The following is a 24,007-nucleotide window of genomic DNA, read 5'->3' on the forward strand; positions in this document are numbered from 1 at the left end:
CATCTCATCCGCCGCCGCTCGTCCCGGTGCGCACTGGCTCGTCACCGCGTGCCCCCGGCTCGCCGGGCCCGTCGGTGCCGCGGTAGCGCAGCTCCGAGAAGCGGACCCGACCCTCGACGGCGTAGAGGCCGAGCACGCGGCCGGTGAAGGACTTGGCGACCTCGAACGACCAGTAGCGGCCGTCGAACTCCGCCAGCCGCACGTGCCGACCGTCGCCGACCGCGCTCAGGGTGACCGTGCCGCCACCCGCCGCTGCCGGCACGAACCCGTGCGGCGGCCGGAGCAGGTTCATCCGGAGCTCCACCTCCCCGGGACCGAGGTCGACGGACCACGTCTGCTCGATGCCGGCGAGGGCCGCCCGGGCGGTGACCCTCGTGACCGCCCCGTCGCCACGGGCCTCCAGCGCGAACCAGTGCATCTCGTCGTGCCGTGCGGCCAGGCCACCGCGGCCACCGGAGGCATCGACCCGCACCGAGACCGTCGCCGACAGGTGCCGCTGTCGGCGTCCGAGGAAGCATGGAACGGCGTCGTCGAGATCTCTCCCGTCGCCGGCGAGCACCAGCCCGTCGTCCCCGACGGCGGCCACTTCGGACGGCGTGCGGCGCACCGACAGCCAGCCCAGATCGGTGAGCACGGCGGGGCCGGCCAGGTCGAGGGTGACGTCCTCGTCCGGCGTCGGCGCCGGCGTGACCAGCGCTGCTCGTGGCCAGCCGTCGACCCAGCGGACGGGGCTGAGGAACGCCTCCCGGCCGAGCGGTGAGAACGCGTGGCCGAAGCCCACCGGCCGCACGCCCAGCAGCACCATCGCCGTGCCACCGTCGGGCGTCTCGACGAGGTCGGCGTGGCCCAGGTTCTGCACCGGGTTCTCCGTGCCGCTGGCGGTGACGACCGGGTTGTCGGGGTCGGCTTCCCAGGGGCCCGCGGGCGAAGGGCCGCGCGCGATGCTGACCGCGTGGCCACGATCGGTGCCACCTTCGGCGACGAGCAGGTACCAGTGCTCGCCGCGGCGGTGGAGGTGCGGGCCCTCCGGTGCGTAGCGGCCCGTGCCCTCCCAGAGGGTGCGCACCTCCTCGAGTGCCTCACCCGTGGCGAGGTCGACCCGGACCTGCCGGATCGGGTGCGGGAAGCCGGCGAACGTGACCAGGGCGGTGCCGTCGTCGTCCCACGCCAGGTCGGGGTCGATGCCGGTGACGGCCGGGATCGGGGTGCCGTCGTCCCACGGACCGGCCGGGTCGGTGGCGGTGAACACGACACAGCCGCGACCGCCCAGCATCACCGTGACGATGACGTAGAAGATGCCGTCCCGGTGGCGGATCGTCGGTGCCCAGGCCCCGCCCGGCGTGGGCACCGACCCCAGGTCGAGCTGCTCCGGGCGGGTGGCGACGTTGCCGATGGGCTCCCAGTGCACCAGGTCCGTGCTGCGGTGGACGGGGAGCCCGGGAAGGTACTCGAACGTCGACGTCACGAGGTAGTAGACCCCGTCGACGAGGACGATGCTCGGATCGGGGTTGAAGCCGGGCAGCAGTGGATTGGGAGTGTGCATCACCGCGGTAGGCCATTGCCGTCGCGGACGGCCGCGGCCATGAGTCCCAGCGCCCGGTCGACCGCCTCGACCCCCGCGTGCAGGTTGAGGAAGCCGTGCAGCATCCCGGGCGCAACGACCTGGCGCACGTCCACGCCGGCCGCCGCCAGCAGGCCCGCGAAGGCCTCCGCGGAGGGGCGCAGATCGTCGTACTCCGAGTTGATCAGCAGTGCGGGGCAGAGGCCGTCGAGGACCGCGTTGGCCGGCATCGCGTAGCCGTCGGCGAGGCTCGCCGGGCCACCGAGGTAGTTCTCCGTGATGCTGCGGCGGTCCTCGGGGAGGAAGCGGAGCAGGCGCGGGATCTCGGCCAGCAGCGGTGCCAGCCGGAGCGACGGCGCCGGGACGACGGCATGGAACGTGGTGTACGCGAGCAGCAGGGCGGCCGGAACCCAGCCGTCCTCGTCCCGGAGGCGCAAGGCGGCGCCGGTGGCGAGGTTCCCGCCCGCGCTCGCGCCGCCCAGCGAGATCCGGTCGGCGTCGACACCCAAGGTGTCGGTGCAGTCGCGCACCCAGCGGACGGCTGCGACGACGTCGTCGTGCGGCACCGGGAAGGTGACGCCGCCGACGCAGAGGCGGTAGTCGACGCTGACGACGACGGCCCCCGCACGCTCGCAGACCTGGCGGGCGGTCCAGTCGGCCTCGGGCATGTCGAGGTCGCCCATCCGGAACGCGCCCCCGTGCAGCCAGACCAGGCTGGGCCGGCCGGTCGCTTCGTCGGCCGGCGTGTAGATCCTGACCGGCACGGGCCCGTGGGGCCCGGGTGCTGCGTCCTCCCGCACCGCGACCGTCGGGGGCGCCGGGGCGTCGGTGATCGACATGAACTCGTCGAGCCGCGCGCGCAGGCTCGGGTCGGCCATCCCCTTCTCGAAGGACTCGATGCCCTCCAGCAGGTGGAACCTGGACGAGACGACGGGGTGGACCGGCACGGGCGCTCCTGGGTCGAAGGTATGCCGCAGCGGGCTGGGTGCCTGCCGCGGTGCAGTTCGAGCGTGCCCAACCGGCGCACCTGCTCCCATGCCCGTGCCATTGAGCGGCACACCGTCCAACAGGGCAGCCCGGTTAGACCGGGGAAGGTCAGGAGGAGGCGGGTGCCTCGAGGTTGCCGATGGAGCGGCGCGCGCCCAGTCCTCGTGAGATGGAGCGAGCAGCGGTGCGAACGGCCGGGCCGAGCAGCCGCGGCTCGGCGTTCTCCTGCGGCACCACGACCGAGAGGGCGGCACTGATCCTGTCGTCGGCCCCGAAGATCGGGGCGGCCACGCTCACCAGCGGCTGTGGCGCGCGCCGCCGGACGGTGGCCAGGCCCTCGCGGCGGATCTCGGCGAGCGTGCGCCGCAGGGCAGCCGGCGAGACGGGGACCCGTTCGGGGAGGTGCACGAGCGGCTGGTCGAGAACGGACGACTGGAACTCGGACTCCGCGAAGGCGAGCAGGACGAGGCCGACGCCGGTCGAGTGGAGGGGAAGGCGACCGCCGACCCGGTAGAGGACGTCCATGGCCTGGTGTGCCGACAGGCGCTCGACGAGCAGCGCCTCGGTGCCCTCGAGGACCGCGAGCAGCACGTGCTGGCGCGTGACGTCCTCGAGGTCACCCATGAACGGCAGCGCCACCTGCTTGAGACCCTGACCGCGCGGCGCCAGCGAGGCCACCTCCCACAGCCGCACACCGATCGTGAATCGGCCGTCGTCGCCGCGTTCCAGGGCCCCCCAGGCGATGAGCCGCCCGGCCAGCCGCAGCGTGGAGCTGGTCGGGATGCCGCTGCGGCGGCTCAGCTCGCCGAGGCTGAGCGACCGGTGGGCGGCATCGAAGGCGGCCAGCAGCGCGAACGCGCGGTCGACGACGGGGTCGCCGTGGGGTGGTCGCCGTCCACGGACCCGTCCCGGCTCGCTGGTCGCCTCCGTCACGGGTGGGCGTGGGGGACGTGGGAGTTTTCCATTGGTCAGCATTCTGCACCTGCCGCGGGTCCGGGGCGAGGTCTTCGAGGGCGCCCTCCACGCACCTTGTCTTCCATTGAACGGCAAGGCCGTGACGCCGGGCAGGGGCGGCACCGCATCGTGGACGCAGCCCGCCAAGGGAGCCCACGACGCCCACCGCTTCGTGCCCGGGCCGCCGCGCGGCCCGACCATCCCGACCTCCGTGATCTCCGGCAAAGGAGCCGAACCATGAACCGACTCATCACCCGACCCGCCTTGGCGCTGACCGCGGGTGTCGCCGTGGTCTCGCTCGCGGCCTGTGGCGCCGGCAGCGGCGGAGGCGGCGCCAGCGCGAGCGGCAACAAGGCCGTGACCGTGGCGCTCAACTCCGATGCAGCGCCGAGCGGCTACGACCCCCAGCTCTACTCGCAGGGCCAGTTCACCTTCTTCTCCTCGATGTACGACGCGCTGTTCGTCACGGGTGCGGACGGGAAGGCCGCCCCGAGCCTCGTCACCGACTTCAAGAACAACGCCGCGAACACGCAGCTGACCCTGACCCTCAAGGACGGCGTCACCTTCACCGACGGCTCGAAGCTCGACTCGACCCTGGTGAAGAAGAACCTCGACCAGCGCAGCAACCCCAAGCTCCTCATCAACGGCACCCTCGGCAAGGGCGGCACGCAGGAGATCAAGGACGTGGCGGCCCCGGACCCGAAGACGGTCGTCATCACCTGGGCGCAGCCGCAGGCCAGCGGCCAGGATGCCCTCGCGGACACCAGCGGCATCATCGTGGGCGCCAACGCGGTCGAGAAGCGCGACTCGCTGGCCACGGCGCCCGACGGCTCGGGGCCGTACACCCTGGACACGGGCAAGACGACCAAGGGCAGCACGTATCAGGTCGTCAAGAACGCCAAGGCGTGGAGCGCCAAGGACTGGGCCTTCGACACGATCGTCTACAAGGTCATCACCGACCCCCAGGCCCTCGCGAACGCCGTCGTCTCCGGACAGGCCGACGTGGCGTGGCAGCTCGACCAGACCACCGTGGCCCTCGTCGACTCCAAGCAGAAGACCACGAAGGTCGGCGGTGTCATCGTCGGCTTCCCCGTCTTCGACAAGCTCGGCAAGACCAACCCGGCCTTCAAGGACCCCAACGTCCGTCTCGCACTGAGCTACGGCACCGACCGCCAGGCCATCGTCAAGGACCTGCACCCGGCCTCGAAGGCGACCGCACAGCTCTTCCCGTCCGGGTCGTCCGGCTTCGACGAGGCGCTCAACACCACGTACGCCTACCAGCCCGAGAAGGCCAAGCAGCTCCTGGCGACCGCGGGGTACCCGAACCTCTCGATCGACCTCACCATCGGCGGGCAGCCGACCGCCGACGAGCTGGCCATCCAGAACCAGTGGAAGAAGATCGGGGTCACGCTGAAGTTCGTCACCGCGACCTCCACCGACCAGGTCTTCGCCGCAGCCGTGACGCAGCCCCTCGGCTTCGGTCCCTTCAGCGTCGGCAGCAACCCCGCGGGCTTCGTGGCCGGCGTCGTCGTCGGCGGTTTCGCCAACCTGCAGAAGGCCAGTGACCCCGCCATCCAGGGGGCGCTCGGCAAGGCGCTCGGAGCCTCGGGGGCCGCGCAGACCTCGGCCCTGAAGGACCTCAACGCCGCGATCACCAACAGTGGCTGGTACATCCCGGTGTACGAGGACTTCACGTATGCCGGCTACAACGCGTCCAAGGTCGCCGCGCCCAGCTGGGCGGGCACGAACAACTACCTCGTGCTGCAGGCACTCAAGGCCTCGAGCTGACCGCTCGTCGACCGGCCGGTGGCTGCGGCACCCACGCAGCCACCGGCCCACCGGCCCAGGCCCCTCGGCCGAAGCCTCCCTCGGCCTCCGCGGCCGTCGACAACCAGACGAGGAACTCGCGATGTTCGCCTTTGTCTCCCGGCGGCTGGCGCTGGCCGTCCTGACGGTGCTGGCCGCCGTCCTCATCAGCTTCCTGCTGGTGCACGCCACTCCCGGCAGCCCCGGAGCCATCAAGGCCGGCCCCTCCGGCACGGCCGCCCAGATCGCGCAGTACAACCACGAGCTCGGCTGGGACCTGCCCCTGTGGCGGCAGTTCGTCGACTACCTCGCGAACCTGCTGCGGCTCGACTTCGGCACGTCGCTCATCGACAGCAAGGACATCGGCGCGGACCTGGCCGCCCGCCTGCCCGTCACCGCCTCGATCGCCCTCTTCGCCACCCTGCTCTCGGGCGTCGTCGGGATCGTGCTCGGGGTCACGGCCGCTGTCCGCGGCGGCCGCCTCGGGCGCCTGATCACCTCGAGCAGCGGGGTGGCGCTCTCGCTGCCGGCGTTCTGGGTCGGCATCCTGCTCGTCTACGTGCTCTCGCTCCAGCTCGGCTGGCTGCCCGCGACCGGCTACACGCGTTTCGGTGACGACCCGGTCGGCTGGCTGATGAGCCTGGCGCTCCCCGTGCTCACGCTGACCGTCGGCGGCGCGGCGATCATCGCCCGCACGGCCGGCGCCGGGATGCGCGAGGCGCTGCGGCAGGAGCACGTCCGCACCCTGCGTGCCATGCGCACGCCCGAGTGGCGCATCCGCTACGTGCACGCCCTGCGCTACGCGAGCGTTCCTGTCGTCTCGGTGCTCGGCATCCAGTTCATCGCGCTGTTCGGCGGTTCGGTGATCATCGAGAACCTCTTCGCCCTGCCCGGTCTCGGCCAGGCCAGCCAGGCGGCCTCCAGCTCCCACGACCTCCCGGCGCTCGTCGGCGTGGTCGTCATCGCGACGATCGTCGTCGTCGCGACGAACCTGCTCCTCGAGGTCGTCGTCGCGGCCCTGGACCCGAAGGTGCGCACGTCATGAGCGTCCTGCCACTCGATGCGGCCGCCGAGGTCGCCACCGAACCCGTTCCCGCGACGCAGCGCCCGACTCAGGGCCCGGCGCGGACCACGGTGCTGCGACGCCCCGGAGCCCTGTTCGGTGTCGCCTGGCTCCTCTTCGTGGTCGTCGCCTCCTTCACCGCGCCGCTGTGGCGGCCGTACGAGGTCGACGCGCAGGACCTCGCCCACCGTCTCGAGGGCCCCTCCGCCGCCCACTGGCTCGGCACCGACCCCAACGGGCGCGACATCCTCAGCCGGATCTTCTCCGCCGGCGCCGAGCCGTTGCTCGTCTCCACCCTCACGGTGCTGGTCGCGTTCGGCATCGGCATCCCGCTGGCCCTCATGGCCGCGCAGCGCGGCCGGCGCACCGAGCAGGTGACCAGCCGGCTGACCGAGATCGTCATGGCCCTGCCCTCGACGATCCTGCTGCTCGCCGTCATCGGCGTCGTCGGCATCAAGATCTACCTCGTCATGGCGATCCTCGGCGTGATGATCTCGGCCGTCGTCTACCGGATCATGCTCGGCGTCGCGCAGTCGGTGCGCCAGCGGCTCTACGTCGACGCGGCCCGCGTCAACGGCCTGGGCTCGCTGGCCGTCAACCTGCGGCACGTCCTCCCCGGCATGGCCACGGTCATCGCCGTGCAGGCGGCGCAGCTCTTCGGCATCGCCCTGCTCATCCAGTCCGGTCTGGCCTTCCTGGGCTTCGGTCCGGCCGAGCCCGAGCCGAGCTGGGGCGTCATGATCCAGACGGCGTCGCAGCACATCTACGACGCCCCGTGGCTGATGGTGCCCACCGGCCTCGTGCTCGCGCTGACGGTCGTCGCGGTCAACGAGCTGGCCGACGCGATCGCGGGCAAGGCCACCGCGGAGAACGCCGTCCCGCGGCGCCGGACGCGCATCGTCTCGTCGTCGACGTGGCCCGCGGCGGACCCCGACGCCGTCCTGGAGGTGCGCGAGCTGTCGATCGCCGTCGACGACGGACCGCAGCTGGTCACGGGCGTCGACTTCGCGCTGCGGCCGGGTCGCGTGCTGGGGCTCGTCGGCGAGTCCGGCTGCGGCAAGACGATGACGGCCCGCTCGCTGCTGGGCCTGCTGCCCGACGGCGTCTCGGTGGCCGGCGGATCGATCCTCTGGCAGGGCCGGGAGCTCGTCGGTCTCGCACAGCAGTTCAAGGGTGTCCGGGGCCGCGACATCTCGATGATCTCCCAGGAACCGATGGTCGCGCTCGACCCGATGTTCTCCATCGCCTACCAGCTGACCCAGCCGATCCGTCGCTTCCGTGGCGTGGGTCGGGCCGAGGCGAAGACCATCGCCGCAGACCTGTTGAGGCGTGTCGGCATCGTCGACGCCGAGCGTGTGCTCAAGAGCTACCCGCACCAGCTGTCCGGTGGCATGGCCCAGCGAGTCTGCATCGCGCTCGCCCTGACCGGTGAGCCGAAGCTGCTCATCGCCGACGAGCCGACGACGGCGCTCGACGTCACCGTGCAGGCGGAGATCCTCTCGCTGCTTCGGGCGCTCGTACGCGACACCGGCCTGTCGGTGGTCGTCGTCAGCCACGACCTCGGCGTGGTCGCCGACATCTGCGACGACGTGGTGGTCATGTATGCCGGCGAGGTCGTCGAATCCGGCTCTGCCGCAGCCGTTCTCGACGACGCCGCCCACCCGTACACGATGGCGCTGCTCGGGGCCAACCCGCACGTTCCCGAGGGTGTCTCCGTGCCGGTGCGGCTCGCGTCGATCCCCGGCACCGTGCCCCCACCGGGCTCGTGGCCGACCGGGTGCCGCTTCGCGACCCGGTGCCAGTTCGCGCAGGCACAGTGCCACGAACCGTTCGCGGTGCTGCCGGCCCACGACGGCGGCGTCGTGCGCTGCGTCCGCGTCGACGAGCTTGCCCGCGACCACGTCACGTGGGACGCCGACGACACCGCAGCCGAGCCCGCGCACGGCCTGAGGGAGCGGCAGGTCCCGCCGACCGCTCCGGCTCGGTCGGAAACGCCCTCGCCCACACCCCCGACCGCTGGAGTCTCGTCATGACCGCCACCAGTGCTCCTGCCACCACAGCACTGGCGGATGCCACCGCTCCGGTCCTCGAGGTCCGCGACCTCGTGGTCCGCTACGGCTCGGGTCGCAGGGGCCGCAGCACGCCCCCGGCCGTCGACGGCGTCAGCTTCGACATCTGGCCCGGCGAGACGCTCGGGGTCGTGGGCGAGTCAGGCTCCGGCAAGTCCACGATCGGCAAGGCGGTCCTCGGTCTCCATCCGCCGGCCGGCGGCACGGTGACGTTGCACGGGCGAGACATCACGTCCCTGTCGCTCAAGCAGCGCAGCCGGCTCGTGGCCGACCTGCGGGTGGTGTTCCAGGACCCGTACTCCTCGCTCAACCCGGCACGCACCATCGGCCAGACGCTCGTCGAGCCGCTGCGGCTCATGGGTCTGAAGGGTGCGGAGGCGTGGGCGAAGGCTCGAGCCGGTCTGGAGTCCGTGGGCCTTCCCGGCGACGCCGTCGACCGCTACCCGACCCAGTTCTCGGGAGGCCAGCGCCAGCGGATCGCCATCGCGCGTGCCCTGGTCTGCGACCCCAAGGTCGTCGTGCTCGACGAGCCGGTGTCGGCCCTCGACCTGTCCACGCAGGCTCAGGTGCTCAACCTGCTGGCCGACCTGCGCGACCAGCGTGGGCTCGCGTTCCTCTTCATCGCCCACGACCTCGGGGTGGTCCGCTTCCTCGCGCAGCGGTCGGTCGTGCTCTACCGCGGCCAGGTCATGGAGACCGGCCCGGTCGAAGCCGTGAACTCGCACTCCCGGCACCCGTACACCGCCGCGCTGACGGCGGCCGCGCCGGTGCCCCGACCCGCCGAACAGGCCTCCCGCCGGGTCGCCCGCGAGGCGCTCGGCATCGGCTCCGCCGGGACGGCACAGCCGGCACCGGGCGGGTGCCCGTTCGCGCCGCGCTGCCCGCTGGCGACCGACGTCTGCCACGAGCAGCGGCCCCCACTCAGACCCGTCGACGGCACGTCAGCGGCGTGTCACCACGCCGAGCGGGTGCCGCAGCTGCTCGACCGACTGACGGTGCCGCAGCCGTGACCGCGCCGAAAACGGCTGAAACGCAGACGAGTTCGGCCCCTCACGCGTTGCGCGTCGAGCACCTGGACCTGCCCCTCGGCATCCGGACGACAGCGCCTCGGCTGTCGTGGAGGCTCCCCGACGGCGCTCGCCGGCAGCACGCGTACCGGATCACCGCAGACAACGGCTGGGACTCGGGATGGGTCGAGAGCGACCGCAGCCTGCTGGTGCCCTACAGCGGACCGCCGCTCGACTCCGGCCAACGGGTCGAGTGGCGGGTGGCGCTGCAGACCGACCTCGGCGAGAGCGCCGTCTCTGCCGCGGCCTGGTTCGAGACCGGTCTGCTCTGGACTGACGACTGGGCCGTCTCGTGGGTCGAGCCCGGCCGGATGCCCGAGGGAGCGCCGGGGGAGCGAGCGGCCGCGCTGCTGCGCTTCGAGTTCGACGTCGAACGCCCGGTCGTCTCGGCCCGACTGCACGCAACGGCGCAGGGCCTGTACGAGGCGTTCGTGAACGGCAGGCGCGTCGGCGACGCCGAGCTGACACCCGGCTACACGCAGTACGACGAGCGGCTGCAGGTGCAGACGTACGACCTGACCGGCGCGCTGACCCACGGGCGCAACGCGCTCGGCGTCCTGCTCGCCGACGGCTGGTTCCGCGGGCAGACCGGTGTCACGCGTGCCGCGGACCAGTGGGGCGCCCGGCTCGCCCTCCTGGCCCAGCTGCACCTCACCCACGACGACGGCACTGTCACCGTCCTGGGCACCGGCGACGGCTGGCGCAGCTCACTGGGTCACGTCGTCGCCGCCGACCTCATCGCGGGCGAGCAGTGGGACCTCAACCGGTTGCCTCGCGGCTGGACGTCGCCCCGGTTCGACGACGCCGGGTGGGACGACGTCATCGTCGTCGACCACGGCTTCGGCGGCCTGGTCGACTCGCCCGCACCGCCCGTGCGCGGTGTCGAGGAGATGGTGCCGGTCTCGGTGAACCGGCTTCCCGACGGCCGCCAGGTCGTCGACCTCGGCCAGAACATCAACGGGTGGGTGCGGCTGCGGAACCTCGGTCCGGCCGGGACGACGACCACCCTCACGCACGGTGAACGACTCGACGCCGAGGGTGACGTCACCGTGCACAACCTCGAGCCCGACCTGCCCTTCCTGCCACACCCCCTGCCGGCCGGACAGGTCGACCGCGTGGTCTCCTCCGGACAGCCGGCCGACGTCTTCGAACCTCGCCGCACCACCCACGGCTTCCAGTACGTCCGCATCGAGGGCCACCCCAACGTGCTCACCGTCGACGACGTGCGCGGTGTGTTCGTGCACACCGACATGCGGCGTACGGGCTGGTTCTCGAGCAGCGACGAGCGGCTCGACAGGTTCCACGACGCGGCGGTGCGCAGCTTCCGCGGGAACGCCTGCGACATCCCGACCGACTGCCCGCACCGCGAGCGGCACGGGTGGACAGGCGACTGGCAGCTGTACGTGCCGACTGCCGCGTTCCTCTACGACGTCGCCGGACTGTCGACGAAGTGGCTGCGGGACGTCGCCGTCGCGCAGTGGCCCGACGGCACGATCGCCAACGTCAGCCCGACCCCGGCACACGAGGGCCGCGACGGCCCCATCGCGTTCCTCAACGGGTCGGCGGGCTGGGGAGATGCCGCCGTGATCGTGCCGTGGGAGATCTACCGCGCGTACGCCGACGAACAGCTCCTCGCGGAGCTGTGGCCGACCATGGTGCGCTGGATGGACCGCACCGAACGGATGGCGCGTGAGCAGCGGCACCCGGGGCGCGCTGCAGCGCGACCCGAGCCCGCTCCCCACGAGCAGTACCTCTGGGACACCGGGTTCCACTGGGGGGAGTGGCTCGAGCCCGGCGACGGGCCCGGCCCGATGGACCAGTTCGTCGCCGCCGACAAGGGCGACGTCGCCACCGCCTTCTACGCGCACAGCGCAGGGCTGATGGCGCGCATCGCCGGCGTCCTCGGCAGGGACGAGGACGCCACCCGCTACGCCACGCTGAGCGAGCAGGTGCGGAGCGCCTGGCAGGCCGAGTACCTCGACGCACAAGGGAGGCTCACCCCCGACACCCAGGCCAACCACGTGCGGGCGCTGGCGTTCGACCTCGTGCCCGGTGGTCTGCGCCAGGAGGTCGGAGAGCGTCTGGTCGAGCTCATCCGCAAGGCCGACGGCCACCTCGGCACCGGCTTCCTCGCCACGCCGCACCTGCTGCCGGTCCTCGCGGACACCGGGCACCTCGACGTCGCCTACGAGCTGCTGCTCCAGGACGGCGAGCCGGGCTGGCTCGTCATGGTCGACCGGGGAGCGAACACCGTCTGGGAGCGGTGGGACGGCATCTCGGCCGACGGGGTGGCGCACGAGTCGCTCAACCACTACTCGAAGGGCGCCGTCATCTCGTTCCTGCACCACTACACCGCGGGCATCGAGCAGGTCGAGCCGGCCTACCGGCGGTTCCGCGTGCGGCCCCGCCCCGGAGGCGGGCTCACCCATGCCGAGGCGGCCCACGAGTGCCCCTACGGGCGGATCGAATCCGCGTGGCGACTGTCCGGCGGCGCCTTCAGCCTGCACGTGCTCGTCCCGGCCGGGACGGAGGCAGAAGTCGTGCTGCCCGACGGCAGCACACGCCTGACCGGCCCGGGCCAGCACGACTTCACCTGCACGATCGACGAGGAGACCCGACAGTGACGACGACCGCGACCAGCTCACCTTCGGGCGCCGTGGCGTCTGAAGGGGAGCGAGGCACCAGCGACCTGACCGTCCAGCCAGTCACCGTCGAGCACCACCGGGAGCCGATCGGCATCGGGGAGCCCACGCCGCGGATGTCCTGGGTCACGAAGACCGACGCACCGAGCTGGCGACAGGCTGCCTACGAGGTGCAGGTCGAGCCGGAGCGCGGCGCCGTCTGGACGTCCGGTCGGGTCGAGACGGCCGAGTCGGTGCTCGTCGCGTGGGGGGCGCCGCCGCTGTCCAGCCGCGAGCGGCGGGCCGTCCGCGTACGCGTCTGGGGGGAGGGCGCCGCCGAGCCGTCGCCGTGGAGCCAGGACACCGTGGTGGAGGCGGGGCTCCTCGACGCGTCCGACTGGACGGCGCAGCTGGTGCGCCCGGTGCTGCCCGAGGCCGGCGACACGGGTGAGCCGGTGGCCGTGCTGCGCCGCGAGTTCGACCTGCACCAGCCCGTCGTGCGCGCGCGCCTCTACGCGACCGCGCAGGGTGTGTACGAGGCGCAGCTCGACGGAGCCGTCGTCGGCGACCAGGTGCTGGCGCCGGGGTGGACGAGCTACCGACACCGGCTGCGCTACCAGACCTACGACGTCACGTCGCTGCTCGGCCCGGGCCGTCACGTCCTGGGGATCAGCCTCGCCGACGGCTGGTACCGCGGGTACCTCGGGTTCACCGGCAAGCGTGAGCTCTACGGAGACCGGACCGGCGCCTTCGCGCAGCTGGAGGTGGAGCACCCGGACGGCACCCGCACCGTCGTCACGACGGACGGCTCGTGGCGCTCCACCCTCGGCGCCGAGACGCGAGCCGACCTCTACAAGGGCGAGACCGTCGACTTCCGGCGCGAGCTCACCGGCTGGTCGTCCCCGGGGTTCGCCGACGGGGCCTGGACGCCGGTCGACGTCGGGTCGCTCGACGTGTCCACTCTCGTCGCGCCGACGGGGCCGCCGGTGCGACGCGTCCAGACCCTGCCGGTGCAGCAGGTCTCCACCTCGCCGTCGGGAAGGACGCTGGTGGACTTCGGCCAGAACCTCGTCGGCTGGGTCCGCCTCGCCCTGCCCGACGGCCCGGCCGGCACCGAGATCACGGTCCGGCACGCCGAGGTGCTCGAGCACGGCGAGCTGGGGGTGCGGCCGCTGCGCGCCGCGGACGCGACCGACGTCGTGGTGCTCGACGGGAACGGACCGCGCAGCTGGGAGCCGCGCTTCACCTTCCACGGCTTCCGCTACGCGGAGGTCACCGGCTGGCCCGGTGAGCTGACGGCCGATGCCCTGGAAGCCGTCGTGGTCCACACGGACCTGCGGCGCACGGGCACCTTCAGCTGCTCGGACCCCGACGTCGAGCGCCTCCACGAGAACGTCGTGTGGGGCATGCGCGGCAACTTCGTCGACCTGCCCACCGACTGCCCGCAGCGCGACGAGCGACTGGGCTGGACCGGCGACCTGCAGGTCTTCGCGCCCTCGGCGTCGTTCCTCTTCGACGCCTCCGGGATGCTGCAGTCCTGGCTGGCGGACCTCGCGGTCGAGCAGCTCGAGGACCACGCCGGGGTGGTGCCGATGTTCGTCCCGTTCCTCGAGCTGCTGCCCTTCCCGCTGGCGGCCGACGTCGGCTGGGGCGACGCCGCCGTCGTCGTGCCGTGGGTGCTCTACGAGCGCACCGGTGACGCCGGGCTGCTCGCCGAACAGTGGGCGTCGATGACCGCCTGGATCGACGTCTTCGAGCAGCGGGCCGGCGCGGACCTCGACTTCCCGGAGGGCGGGTTCTCCTTCGGTGACTGGCTGGACACCGCCGCCCCGCCCGACAACCCGGCCGCGGCCAGGACGCCGTGGCAGTGCGTCGCGGTCGCGTACCTGGCGCGCTCTGCGCGCACCGTGGCGCAGGCCGCCGAGGTGCTCGGGCGCAACGGCACGAGGTACGCCGATCTGGCGGAGCAGGCCGCGGCCCGGTTCCGGACGGAGTACGTGACGCCCACCGGCCGGGTGGCCTTCCCGTCACAGACCGCGTATGCGCTCGCCCTGGAGTTCGACCTGCTCACGCCCCAGCAGCGCGAGCACGCCGGCAGCCTGCTGGCCGAGCAGGTGCTCAAGGACGGCTTCCACATCGCGAGCGGGTTCCTCGGTACGCCGCTGGTGACGGACGCGCTGACGAACGCGGGTGAGCTCGCGACGGCGTACGAGCTGCTGCTGCAGCGCGAGAACCCGTCGTGGCTCTACCCGGTCAGCATGGGTGCCACGACGATCTGGGAGCGTTGGGACTCGATGCTCCCGGACGGCTCCATCAACCCCGGCGACATGACGTCGTTCAACCACTACGCGTTCGGCGCTGTGGCGGACTGGCTGCACCGGACGGTGGCGGGCCTCGCGCCCGCCGCGCCCGGCTACCGACGGCTGCACGTGCGACCTCGTCCGGGGCCCGGGGTGACGTCCGCCTCAGCGACGCACGAGACCCCTTACGGCAGAGCCGCGGTCGCGTGGACGCTGTCCAGCGGGACGGCGTTCACGCTGGAGGTCACCGTCCCGCCGAACACGACCGCGCAGGTCGTCCTCCCTGACGGCTGCGCGGCCGTTGAGGTCGGGTCGGGGCGGCACTCGTTCAGCGCGACGATCGACAAGCCGGTGCCGGTCGAGAAGCCCCCGCTCTTCTTCAGCGCCGATGACAGCCCCTGACCAGGACCTGGCCCGCGATCCTGGGGCGGCCTCCTCTCGAAGCAATCCCCGCAGGGGGCGAAAATGCTGTCATGATCTGCCTCCTCGATCGTCCTAGGAAGTGACGGCGCACCGACAAGGGGTGTCGTCACAACGGACGACCGGTACTCGTGGAGGGGTGCCTGAGTCCAAGCCCGCCCTCGGGCAGGCACCAGGAGCAGCCCCCGCTCGCCGCAGTGCGAGCGGGGGCTGCTTCCTGCCACGGAAGGCGTCGCCCGGCCGCAGGCGCTGTTTGACCGAGCTGCCCAGCGGGCATGTCTAGCCAATAGGTCCAGGTCCGCGGTCAGTGAGGCGCCAGATGTCCGGAATGCGATGCCAGCGATGCTGAGCCGTGCAACGACCCGCTACGGAGCTCGAAAAGTCCTCGTGGCCACCGCCCTGCTGCTGGCCGTGGTGCCGTTCGCGATGCTGCTGCTCCTCGTCGAGGACAACTGGGGCCCGCTCGCCGGGGCCGACTTCGCGGCCCGTGACCGGCTCCACGAGTACGCGCTGACCCATCCGGTGTTCGTGGCCGTCATGCGCACCGCCAGCGACATCGGGTCCGCGCTGGCGTGGCAGATCGTCACGGTGCTGCTCGTCATCTGGCTGCTCTGGCGCCGCCTCTGGCGTCTCGCCGTGTTCGTCGTCGTCACCATCGCGGGCTCATCGCTGCTCAACTCCGTCGTGAAGGCGGCCGTGCACCGCACCCGGCCCGTCGTGAGCCAGCCGTTCGTGAACGAGCCCGGCGCCAGCTTCCCGAGCGGGCACTCCCAGGCTGCCGTCGTCGGGTTCGGTGTGTTGTTGCTGCTGCTCCTTCCCGTGCTGAGAGGTCACTGGCGACAGCTCACGGTTGCCGTGGCCATCGTGATGGTGCTGCTCATCGGCTTCTCCCGGGTGGCGCTCGCCGCGCACTTCATCAGTGACGTCGTCGCTGGTTTCGTCCTGGGTGCAGCGTGGCTCGCCGCCATGACGGCGGTGTTCAGCGCCTGGAAGGTGATGTCAGGTGACGCGCCGGTGCGGCCGGCCGATGGTCTCGCGCCCCACCAGGAGCCCACGGCCCGGACCCCGGGGCGATAACGCGCCGGGCCGTCCGACGACTACCTATGCTCGGAGGGTGGCCCTGCTCGGGACGAAGCTCCACATCCCCGTCACGCGCTCGGACCTCGTCCGGCGTCCACGCCTGAGCGACCGGATGACGGTCGGCGCCCTGCCGCGCGTCGTGCTGGTCTCGGCCCCTGCGGGCTTCGGCAAGACGACCTTGTTGACCCAGTGGCTCACCGCGGCCACGGGCGCCGGGCGACGCGTGGCCTGGGTGTCGCTCGACGACGGTGACAACGACGTGGCCCGACTTCTCGAGCACGTCGTGGCTGCGCTGGCCTCCGTGGGCGACCTCCCCGAGGCGGCGCGGCTGATGACCGACGGGGGCGCCCCACCGCCGCAGGCCGTGCTCACCAGCGTCGTCAACGACCTGGACCTCCACGGTGTCGCCACCGTGCTGGCGCTCGACGACTACCACGTGATCGACGCCGCGGAGGCCCACGCCGTCGTGGCGTTCCTGCTCGAGCACGCGCCACCCCACGTCACCATCGCCATCGCCACACGCGCCGACCCGCCCTTGCCGCTGCCACGACTGCGCGCCCGGGGCGAGCTGCTGGAGCTGCGGGCTGCCGACCTCCGGTTCACCGCCGAGGAGGCCTCGTCGTTCCTCGGCGGGGTCATGGGACTGTCGCTGACCGCCCGCGACGTGGAGGCCCTCGCCGCCCGCACCGAGGGGTGGGCCGTGGGCCTGCAGCTGGCCGGCCTTTCGCTCCAAGGGATTCCGGACAGCAGTGGCTTCGTAGAGGCGTTCGCCGGGACCAACCGGTTCATCCTCGACTACCTCGTCGAGGAGGTCCTGCGTCTCCAACCGGACGACGTGCGACGCTTCCTCCTCGAGACCTCCGTGCTCCAGGAGCTGACGGGCCCCCTGACGGACGCGCTGACGGGCCGCCGGGACGGCCGCACGGTGCTGGAGTCGCTCGACCGGGCCAACCTGTTCGTCGTCTCCCTCGACGACCACCGGGTCTGGTACCGCTACCACCACCTGTTCGCCGAGGTGCTCCGGTCACGGCTGGTCGCCGACCACCCCGAGCGTGTCCCGCAGCTCCACCATGCAGCCAGCAGCTGGTACGCCGACCACGAGCGTCCCCATGACGCGGTGCGACACGCCCTCGCCTCGGGCGACCCCGACCACGCCGCCGACGTCGTCCAGGGCGTGATGCCCGACCTTCGGCGGGAGCGCCGCCACGACCGGCTCATCCGCGACTGGCTCACCACCCTGCCCGACGAGGTGGTCAGGCCGCGCGCCCTCCTGGCTGCCTACCGGGCCTGGACGCGTCTCGTCGAGGGCGACCTCGCCGGTGTCGACGCCTGGCTCGCCCACGCTGAAGCGGCCCTGTCGGCGCACCCTCCTGTACCCGCGGAGGGCGCGTCGCCGGCCACCCGGGAGGAGCTGCGTACGCTCCCGGCGACCATCGCGGTCTTCCGCGCCTCGGCCGCGCAGGCCCGAGGCGACACCGACGCCTCCCAGGAGCACGCACGCCGGGCACTGGCCCAGCTCGGCCCGGACGACCACATGGCGCGCGGCGGAGCGGCCGGCTTCCTCGGCATGGCCGCGTGGGCCCGCGGTGACCTCGACGAGGCCGTGACCACCTTCGCTGCCGCGCTGCACTCCCTGGGCGCTGCCGGCGACGTCGCCGACGAGCTCGGGGGAACCGTCGCCCTCGGCAGCATGTGGACGGCTCGTGGCCGACCGGACGAGGCCCGGCGCCTGTTCGAGAAGGCGCTCGCGAGGGCGCAGGAGCACCCCGGCGCCGCCCTGGCCTCGCTCGGCGACCTGCACGTCGGCCTCGCCGACGTGCTCGTCGAGCAGGGCGACCTCGACCGTGCTGCCGAGCACCTGGCCACCGCGTCAGCGCTCGGCGAGTCCGCCTCGCTGATGGAGAACCGTCACCTGTGGGCCGTGGCCGCCGCGCGGCTGCGGCAGGCGCAGGGGGACCCCGACGGCGCGTTGCGCCTGCTCGTCGAGGCCGCCGATGCGTACGCCCCGGGTTTCTTCCCCGACGTGCGTCCGCTCCCGGCGCTGCGGGCTCGCATCCACATCTGCCAAGGGCGACTGGCCGACGCGCGGGACTGGGCCGACGCCGCGCGCGTCGAGCCTGATGCCGGCGGTGGCTACCTCGACGAGTTCAACCAGCTCACCCACGTGCGGCTCCTCATCGCCGAGCACCGTGCACGCCCCGAGGCCGGGCACCTCGACGAGGTGTTGGGGCGCCTGACCGCCATCGAAGGCGGCGCCCTCAGCGGCGGTCGGGGAGCCAGTCTCGTCGACGTCCACGTGCAGCGCGCCCTCGCGCTCGACGCGCGTGGCGAGCACGCCACCGCGATCGACGAGCTGGCCACCGGCCTGCGCCTCGGCGTGCCCGCCGGGTTCCTACGCCTGTTCCTCGACGAGGGGCCGCCGCTCGACCGGCTGCTCCTCGCCGCGGAGCGTCACCCCGTGGCAGGCGAGCACGCACGTGCCCTCCGGAACGCCACCCATCCGCGTGCCCCGGCCACCACCGTCGACATGAACGCCAGCACAGCCGCGGACGCGCTCCCGGACCCGCTCAGCGGGCGGGAGCTCGAGGTGCTGCGCCTGTTCGCCACGACTCTCAGCGGCCCGGACATCGCCCGGCAGCTCTACGTGTCGGTGAACACGCTGCACACGCACACCAGGCACATCTTCACCAAGCTCGCGGTCAACACCCGACGCGCCGCCGTCGAGCGGGCCCGGGAGCTCGGCCAGCTCTGACGCGTGTCACCCACGGGATCACCACCGATGGTGATTCGCCGTCACCCCGCCGGTTCCTACCGTCAGGCCATCCCGGCAAGCCCGCCGGGGCCCTGAACAGGAGGAACCCGCCATGAACGTCTCCACCGCCCGCCTCGGTCAGGCCGCCGGCATCGCCACGGCCGTCGCCGGAGCCATCTTCGTCGCCGTCCAGGTGAACCACCCCGAGATGACCGTCGAGTCCGCCACGACTGCCGACTGGGTCGTCCGCAACACCGCCAAGACCGTCATGTCCGCCCTCGTGCTGGCCGGGATCGCCGGCATGTACCTGCGCCAGCGCCCTCGCGTCGGTCTGCTCGGGCTCGCCGGGGCTCTCGCCCTGTCCGTCGGCTACCTCATGATGTTCGCCACCACCTTCTTCGCCGCGTTCGCCCTCCCGACGACGGCGCACACCGACCCGGGCTGGACCAATGACGTCATCCAAGCCGCGTTCCACGGGAAGGCGACCGGCGACATCGGTGCACTGACCACCGTCTTCGCCGTGACCGGCGCCGCCTACGTGCTCGGCGGTCTGTTGTTCGGCATCGCCACGTTCCGCGCCGGCATCCTGAACCGTTGGGGCGCCGCACTGCTCGCCGTCGGCAACGTCTCCACCGCGGCCCTCGCCTTTTTGCCGCAGTCGTTCAACCGGCCCCTGGCCGTCCCCACCGGGATCGCGCTCATCGTCCTCGGGGCGTCGCTCTGGCGTGACCAGCGCGCCACCGCCACCCAGCCTCTCGAAGAGCCCCTCGCCGCCTCCGCAACAGCGCAGTCCGGCCCGGCAATGTCGGTCCGATGACCCGCCGGCAGCGGGGGTGGCGCATCCCGGCAGCGCTGGTGGCCCTGTCAGCCGTCCCGCTCGCGGCCGGCACCGCGAGGCTGGTCGAGCTCGCCGGAGGCCCCCGGCTCATCCCGTCCGACCCGCGGTTCACCGCCTCCCCGCTGCCCGTCATCGTGCACATCGTTGGCGCCGCCGTCTACGCCCTCCTCGGCGCCGTCCAGTTCGTCCCCGCGCTCCGCCGGCGGCACCCGCGCTGGCACCGGGTAGCGGGCCGGGCCGTCGTCGCGGCCGGCGCTGCGGTGGCGGGATCCGCCCTCTGGCTGACGCTCTTCTTCCCACCCGAGCCCGGCAGTGGCCCACTGCTGTTCGCCCTGCGGCTGGTGTTCGGCCCGGCCATGGTCGCCGGCCTCGTGCTCGGGATGACCTCCATCCGCCGCGGTGACGTCCCCGCCCACCGGGCTTGGATGGCCCGCACGTACGCCATCGCTCTCGGAGCAGGCACCCAGGCGTTCACGGAGGGGATCGGCGGCGCACTTCTCGGACACAGCGCCCTCGTCCTCGACGCCTCACGAGGAGCGGCGTGGGTGCTCAACCTCGCGGTTGCGGAATGGGCCATCCGGCGCACCTCGCCCGACCGTCCACGCCGTGCACGCCGCGCCCGTCGCGCCCGTCGTGTGCCGGCCGGGCTCGTCGTCGCCGACAGGCACAGTCGCGGCACAGGTGGCAACGACGGCAGGGACAGGCGTGCGGCCCATCATCGTCGTGAGGGCCTCGCCGCGGATGCCGGGCAATGGACCCGGCACCCTTGGCCCCCAGTCCATTCGAGGTGACTGTGAACGCCGCCCTGCTCGCCCTTCTGACACCGCTGGGCCCCTTCGCGCTGCTGGCGATCATGGCCGTGGCCTTCGCCGAGACGGGGCTGCTCGCCGGCTTCCTCCTGCCGGCCGACACCTTCGTCGTGACGGTCGGCGCGCTCGTTGCCGCGGGTGTCCTCCAGCTGCCCGTCTGGACGTCTCTCGCGGCCGTCACCGTGGCCGCCGTGGCCGGTGACCAGGTCGCCTATCTCGTGGGCAGGCGGCTCGGGCCCCGCCTGCAGCGGGGCCGCGGCTCGAGACTCGTGTCCACCGAGCGGCTCAGGGCATCGCGAACCTTCTTCGAACGGCACGGCGCCAAGGCCATCGTCCTCTCGAGGTTCGTGCCGTTCGCCCGCACCCTCACCCCTGTCGTGGCCGGCGTCGCAGGAATGAGCCGTCGTCAGTTCCTTCTCCACAACGTCGTCGGCGCCGCGACCTGGGCCGCCGTCATGTTCGGGGGCGGCTACGTGTTCGCCGCGATCCCAGTGGTGGCCGACCACCTCGACGTGGTGCTGCTCCTGATCGTCGTGGTCTCGACCCTTCCCGGTGCCGTGTCGTTGCTGCGACCACGCACGCGTCGAAGGCCCTCACCCCGCAGCGGGGTGAGGGCCTTCGACGAACCTCACGGTTGCCGTGCTCGTGCGTGGCGAGTCCTGGCACTCATCAGGTGAGCGGCGTTGCCGCCTGGACGAACTCGTTCGTGAACGTCTTGGCCAGGTCGATCGACTTGCCCTTGACCTTGGGGTTGAACTCACCGAGCACGGCGAGGCAGGTCTGGGGCCCGTCGGCCGGCATGAGGCCGGTCGCGTTGAAGATGCCCTTCTCGCTGTCGAGGGCGGCGACGTAGGCGGCCTTGCCGACACCCTTGTAGTAGTCGGCCGGCATCTTGTCGGCGATCTCGGCGCCGCTGTGCTGCTGGATCCACGTCAGCGTCGAGACGTACGCGTTGACGAGCTTCTGCACGGTCGCCTTGTTGCTGTTCACCCAGTCGGTCGGCATGTACAGCGACGTCGCCGGGTAGGTGCCGCCGAGCGCAGCCTTCGAGCCGGCAGCCGTGCGCATGTCGAGGAGGATGAACGCCGTGCCGTCCGAGAGGGCCTTGCTGACGGTCGGCTCGGTCGTCATGCCGCAGGCGATGGTCTTCTGCTTCATCGCCGCGATGAAGGTCTGTCCGGCGCCGACGCCGCGGCGGGTCTCCTGCGTCGGGTCGACCCCGCTCTTCTTGCTGAGGTACTGCGTCAGGAAGTCGGTCGAGGACCCGGTGTCGGTGATGCCGAGCGACTGGCCCTTGAAGTCGGCCGGGCTCTTGATCGTGCCCTTGAGGTCGCTGCGGCACAGCTCGACCTCGCCGGGGATCTGCAGCATCGAGACGACCGCCTCGGACGACTTGCCCTGGGCCTGCAGCGCGATGTTGTGGTCGTAGAAGCCGCCCACACCCTGCACCTGTCCGGCGAGCATGTTCTGCGTCGCGTCGCCTCCGGCGGGCTCGTCGACGAGGTTGACGTTGACGCCGGCCTTGGCGTAGTAGCCGAGCTGCTTGGCGAGCATGAACGGCAGGTAGATCTGCTTGCTCATGCCGCCGACCATGATGGTGACCGTCGGGGCGTTGGCGTCCACCGAGCCGGCGGCGCCGGTGGCACCGGACGCGTTGTTGGCGCAGGCCGCCATCGTGGACATGGCGAGCAGGGCAGCGCCCAGTGCGCCGATTCGCTTGGTGTTCAAGGGAACTCTCCTTTGAGTCAGGTTTGGATCTTGAGTCGGTTGTGGTTGGCGGACCGGATTTGGGCCGGATGCGGGCGGCGGGCTACTCGTGCGCGCCTCCGTGGGTCTGTGGGGGCCGCCAGCGCAGGAGGCGACGTTCGAGCAGGGTGATGAGTCCCTCTGCGCTCAGCGCGATGGTGGCGACGAGGACCATCCCGGCGAGGACGCCGTTCATGTCGAAGTTGTTCTGCGATGAGCGGATCAGCAGGCCGAGCCCCTCGTTGGCGCCGAGGATCTCGCCGACGAGGGCGCCGATGAGGGCGAAGCCGAAGCTGATGTGCAGGCTGGCGAGGATCCACGTGAACGCCGAGGGGAGCACGACGTCGCGGGTGACCCGCCAGCGTGAGGCCCCGAGGAGCCGGGCGTTCGCGACGAGGTTGCGGTCGACCTCGCGGCTGCCCTGGAAGGCGTTGAAGAAGACGCCGAAGAAGACGAGGACGACGGCGAGGATGACCTTCGACTGGATGCCGAACCCGAACGCGACGGTGAAGATCGAGCCCAGGATGATGCGGGGGATCGAGTTGGCTGCCTTGAGGAACGGGGCGAAGATCTCCGACAGGATCTGGATGCGGCCCAGCGCGATGCCGAAGACGACGCCGAGCACGGCCCCGATGACGAACCCGAGCACGGCCTCCTCGAGCGTGACGAGGATCTGGGTGCCGAGCGAGCCCTGCGGCGTCCCGACCGTGAACCAGTCGACGAGCGTGCTCCACACACCGGTGGGCTCGCCCCAGAAGAACGGGTCGACGAGCGTGGCGTGCACGCACAGCTGCCAGGCGCCGACGAGCACGACGACGATGCCGAGCCGCACTCCGGCCAGCCGCAGACGCCGGTTGCGGGCCCGGACCTGCGGCGACGTCGAGCGTGCCGTGGCGTCAGCCGGCGGGACGGGACGGACCTCGGTGGCCTGAGCGGTCAGGGCGCCGTCGTGGTGGATCGCGGCGTCGTTCACGAGGCCACCTCCGTCAGGCGCGTCGTGCGGGCGTACGCCTCCTCGACCTCGGCGCGAAGCGCCTCCCAGATCTGGCCGTAGAGCCTCGTGAACCGCGGGTCGAGCCGGATCTCCTGCACGACGCGCGGCCGGGGCAGGTCGATCTCGAACTCGGCCTTGACGGTGCCCGGGCCCGCCGTGATGACCACGACCTTGTCGGCGAGGGCGATGGCTTCCTCGAGGTCGTGCGTGACGAACACGACGGCCGGGCGCGTCTGGTCCCACAGCTGCAGCAGCTCGGTCGACATGATGGCGCGGGTCTGCACGTCGAGTGCGCTGAACGGCTCGTCCATGAGCAGGATCCGCGGCTGGTTGACGAGGGTCTGGGCGAGGGCGACGCGCTTGCGCATGCCCCCGGAGAGCTGGTGCGGGTAGCGGTCCTCGAAGCCGGCCAGGCCGACGCGTCTCAGCCAGTCGCGCGCCAGGCCGGTGGCCTCGGCCCGTGACTGCCCGCGGTAGAGCGGGCCGGCCGCGACGTTGTCGAGCACGGTGCGCCACGGGAAGACGGCGTCCTGCTGGAAGACGAACCCGGTGCTGGTGTCGATGCCCTGGACGGGCTTGCCGTGGACCACGGCCTCGCCCCGGGTGGGCCGCTCGAGCCCGGACACGAGCGTCAGGGTGGTGGACTTCCCGCAGCCGGTCGGACCGACGACGGCGCAGAACTGGCCCTCCTCGACGGTCAGGCTGAGGTTCTCGATGGCGGTGTACGTGCCGCCCCCGCTGGTGGGGAAGGTCTTGGTGACGTTGCGTAGCTCGATGGCAGCCATGGACCGAAACCCTTTCTCTTCGTTGAGTTGCGTCACCGTAAGAGCGGGCAGGACCGGCGCTGAAGCCTTGTGCACCTTGATCGTGATAGTCGCGTTGTCCGTGGTTTTGTGCGTTCTGCTCAGTCATGCTGGACGCAGCAACGACGGTGTGAGGA

General features: G+C 71.9%; 17 protein-coding genes. 11 read left to right on the top strand and 6 right to left on the bottom strand.

The genetic code is table 11. The annotated features are described in order from the left end of the window. Nucleotides 1-4: 4 nt before the first annotated feature. The 3 genes from AB4091_RS01190 to AB4091_RS01200 all read right to left on the bottom strand — a co-directional run bounded on the left by AB4091_RS01190 (nucleotide 5) and on the right by AB4091_RS01200 (nucleotide 3,481). Nucleotides 5-1,543, bottom strand: a complete 1,539-nt coding sequence (locus AB4091_RS01190) for a family 43 glycosylhydrolase (protein ID WP_442290291.1) — start codon at nucleotides 1,541-1,543, stop codon at nucleotides 5-7. Then, nucleotides 1,543-2,508 carry an alpha/beta hydrolase gene (locus AB4091_RS01195; RefSeq protein ID WP_442289900.1) on the bottom strand — a complete coding sequence of 322 codons (966 nt, stop codon included), beginning with the start codon at nucleotides 2,506-2,508 and terminating at the stop codon, nucleotides 1,543-1,545. Before AB4091_RS01195 ends, AB4091_RS01190 begins: the two co-directional genes overlap by 1 nt. A gap of 148 nt (nucleotides 2,509-2,656) precedes the next feature. Beyond that, nucleotides 2,657-3,481: an IclR family transcriptional regulator gene (locus tag AB4091_RS01200; RefSeq protein WP_442289901.1), complete on the bottom strand. Its 825-nt coding sequence runs from the start codon at nucleotides 3,479-3,481 to the stop codon at nucleotides 2,657-2,659. 258 nt (nucleotides 3,482-3,739) lie between these two features. Between AB4091_RS01200 and AB4091_RS01205 the strand changes: the two genes are divergently transcribed. The 11 genes from AB4091_RS01205 (at nucleotide 3,740) to AB4091_RS01255 (ending at nucleotide 21,004) form a co-directional block, all read left to right on the top strand. Further along, nucleotides 3,740-5,290: an ABC transporter substrate-binding protein gene (locus tag AB4091_RS01205; RefSeq protein WP_442289902.1), complete on the top strand. Its 1,551-nt coding sequence runs from the start codon at nucleotides 3,740-3,742 to the stop codon at nucleotides 5,288-5,290. Nucleotides 5,291-5,411: 121 nt separating this feature from the next. Continuing rightward, complete coding sequence (locus AB4091_RS01210) at nucleotides 5,412-6,353, top strand: ABC transporter permease (protein ID WP_442289903.1); 942 nt, start codon at nucleotides 5,412-5,414, stop codon at nucleotides 6,351-6,353. Further along, nucleotides 6,350-8,404: a dipeptide/oligopeptide/nickel ABC transporter permease/ATP-binding protein gene (locus tag AB4091_RS01215; protein ID WP_442289904.1), complete on the top strand. Its 2,055-nt coding sequence runs from the start codon at nucleotides 6,350-6,352 to the stop codon at nucleotides 8,402-8,404. Before AB4091_RS01210 ends, AB4091_RS01215 begins: the two co-directional genes overlap by 4 nt. After that, entirely contained in the window at nucleotides 8,401-9,450 is a 1,050-nt protein-coding gene (locus tag AB4091_RS01220) for an oligopeptide/dipeptide ABC transporter ATP-binding protein (RefSeq protein WP_442289905.1), read from the top strand. The genes AB4091_RS01215 and AB4091_RS01220 overlap by 4 nt, the downstream gene beginning before the upstream one ends. 47 nt (nucleotides 9,451-9,497) lie before the next feature. Then, on the top strand, nucleotides 9,498-12,131 hold the full coding sequence (locus AB4091_RS01225; protein ID WP_442289906.1) for a family 78 glycoside hydrolase catalytic domain: 2,634 nt from the start codon (nucleotides 9,498-9,500) through the stop codon (nucleotides 12,129-12,131). Then, entirely contained in the window at nucleotides 12,128-14,830 is a 2,703-nt protein-coding gene (locus tag AB4091_RS01230) for a family 78 glycoside hydrolase catalytic domain (protein ID WP_442289907.1), read from the top strand. The genes AB4091_RS01225 and AB4091_RS01230 overlap by 4 nt, the downstream gene beginning before the upstream one ends. A 405-nt stretch (nucleotides 14,831-15,235) precedes the next feature. Continuing rightward, on the top strand, nucleotides 15,236-15,925 hold the full coding sequence (locus tag AB4091_RS01235) for a phosphatase PAP2 family protein (RefSeq protein ID WP_442289908.1): 690 nt from the start codon (nucleotides 15,236-15,238) through the stop codon (nucleotides 15,923-15,925). Between the two features lie 37 nt (nucleotides 15,926-15,962). Then, nucleotides 15,963-18,680, top strand: coding sequence for a tetratricopeptide repeat protein (locus tag AB4091_RS01240; protein WP_442289909.1), 2,718 nt, complete (start codon nucleotides 15,963-15,965; stop codon nucleotides 18,678-18,680). 112 nt (nucleotides 18,681-18,792) lie between these two features. Further along, entirely contained in the window at nucleotides 18,793-19,497 is a 705-nt protein-coding gene (locus AB4091_RS01245; protein WP_442289910.1) for a hypothetical protein, read from the top strand. Next, nucleotides 19,494-20,309, top strand: coding sequence for a DUF2306 domain-containing protein (locus AB4091_RS01250; RefSeq protein ID WP_442289911.1), 816 nt, complete (start codon nucleotides 19,494-19,496; stop codon nucleotides 20,307-20,309). Before AB4091_RS01245 ends, AB4091_RS01250 begins: the two co-directional genes overlap by 4 nt. Beyond that, complete coding sequence (locus AB4091_RS01255; RefSeq protein ID WP_442289912.1) at nucleotides 20,306-21,004, top strand: DedA family protein; 699 nt, start codon at nucleotides 20,306-20,308, stop codon at nucleotides 21,002-21,004. The genes AB4091_RS01250 and AB4091_RS01255 overlap by 4 nt, the downstream gene beginning before the upstream one ends. On the opposite strand, the gene AB4091_RS01260 is transcribed toward AB4091_RS01255, so the two are convergent. From AB4091_RS01260 to AB4091_RS01270, 3 genes are all read right to left on the bottom strand, one after another. Further along, nucleotides 20,997-22,055, bottom strand: coding sequence for an ABC transporter substrate-binding protein (locus AB4091_RS01260; protein WP_442289913.1), 1,059 nt, complete (start codon nucleotides 22,053-22,055; stop codon nucleotides 20,997-20,999). The two genes, AB4091_RS01255 and AB4091_RS01260, sit on opposite strands and share 8 nt — an antisense overlap. Nucleotides 22,056-22,137: 82 nt before the next feature. After that, complete coding sequence (locus tag AB4091_RS01265) at nucleotides 22,138-23,046, bottom strand: ABC transporter permease (protein ID WP_442289914.1); 909 nt, start codon at nucleotides 23,044-23,046, stop codon at nucleotides 22,138-22,140. Then, on the bottom strand, nucleotides 23,043-23,852 hold the full coding sequence (locus AB4091_RS01270; RefSeq protein WP_442289915.1) for an ABC transporter ATP-binding protein: 810 nt from the start codon (nucleotides 23,850-23,852) through the stop codon (nucleotides 23,043-23,045). The genes AB4091_RS01265 and AB4091_RS01270 overlap by 4 nt, the downstream gene beginning before the upstream one ends. Nucleotides 23,853-24,007: the final 155 nt, after the last annotated feature.

Source organism: Terrabacter sp. 2RAF25 (assembly GCF_052115265.1).
Taxonomy (GTDB): domain Bacteria; phylum Actinomycetota; class Actinomycetes; order Actinomycetales; family Dermatophilaceae; genus Terrabacter.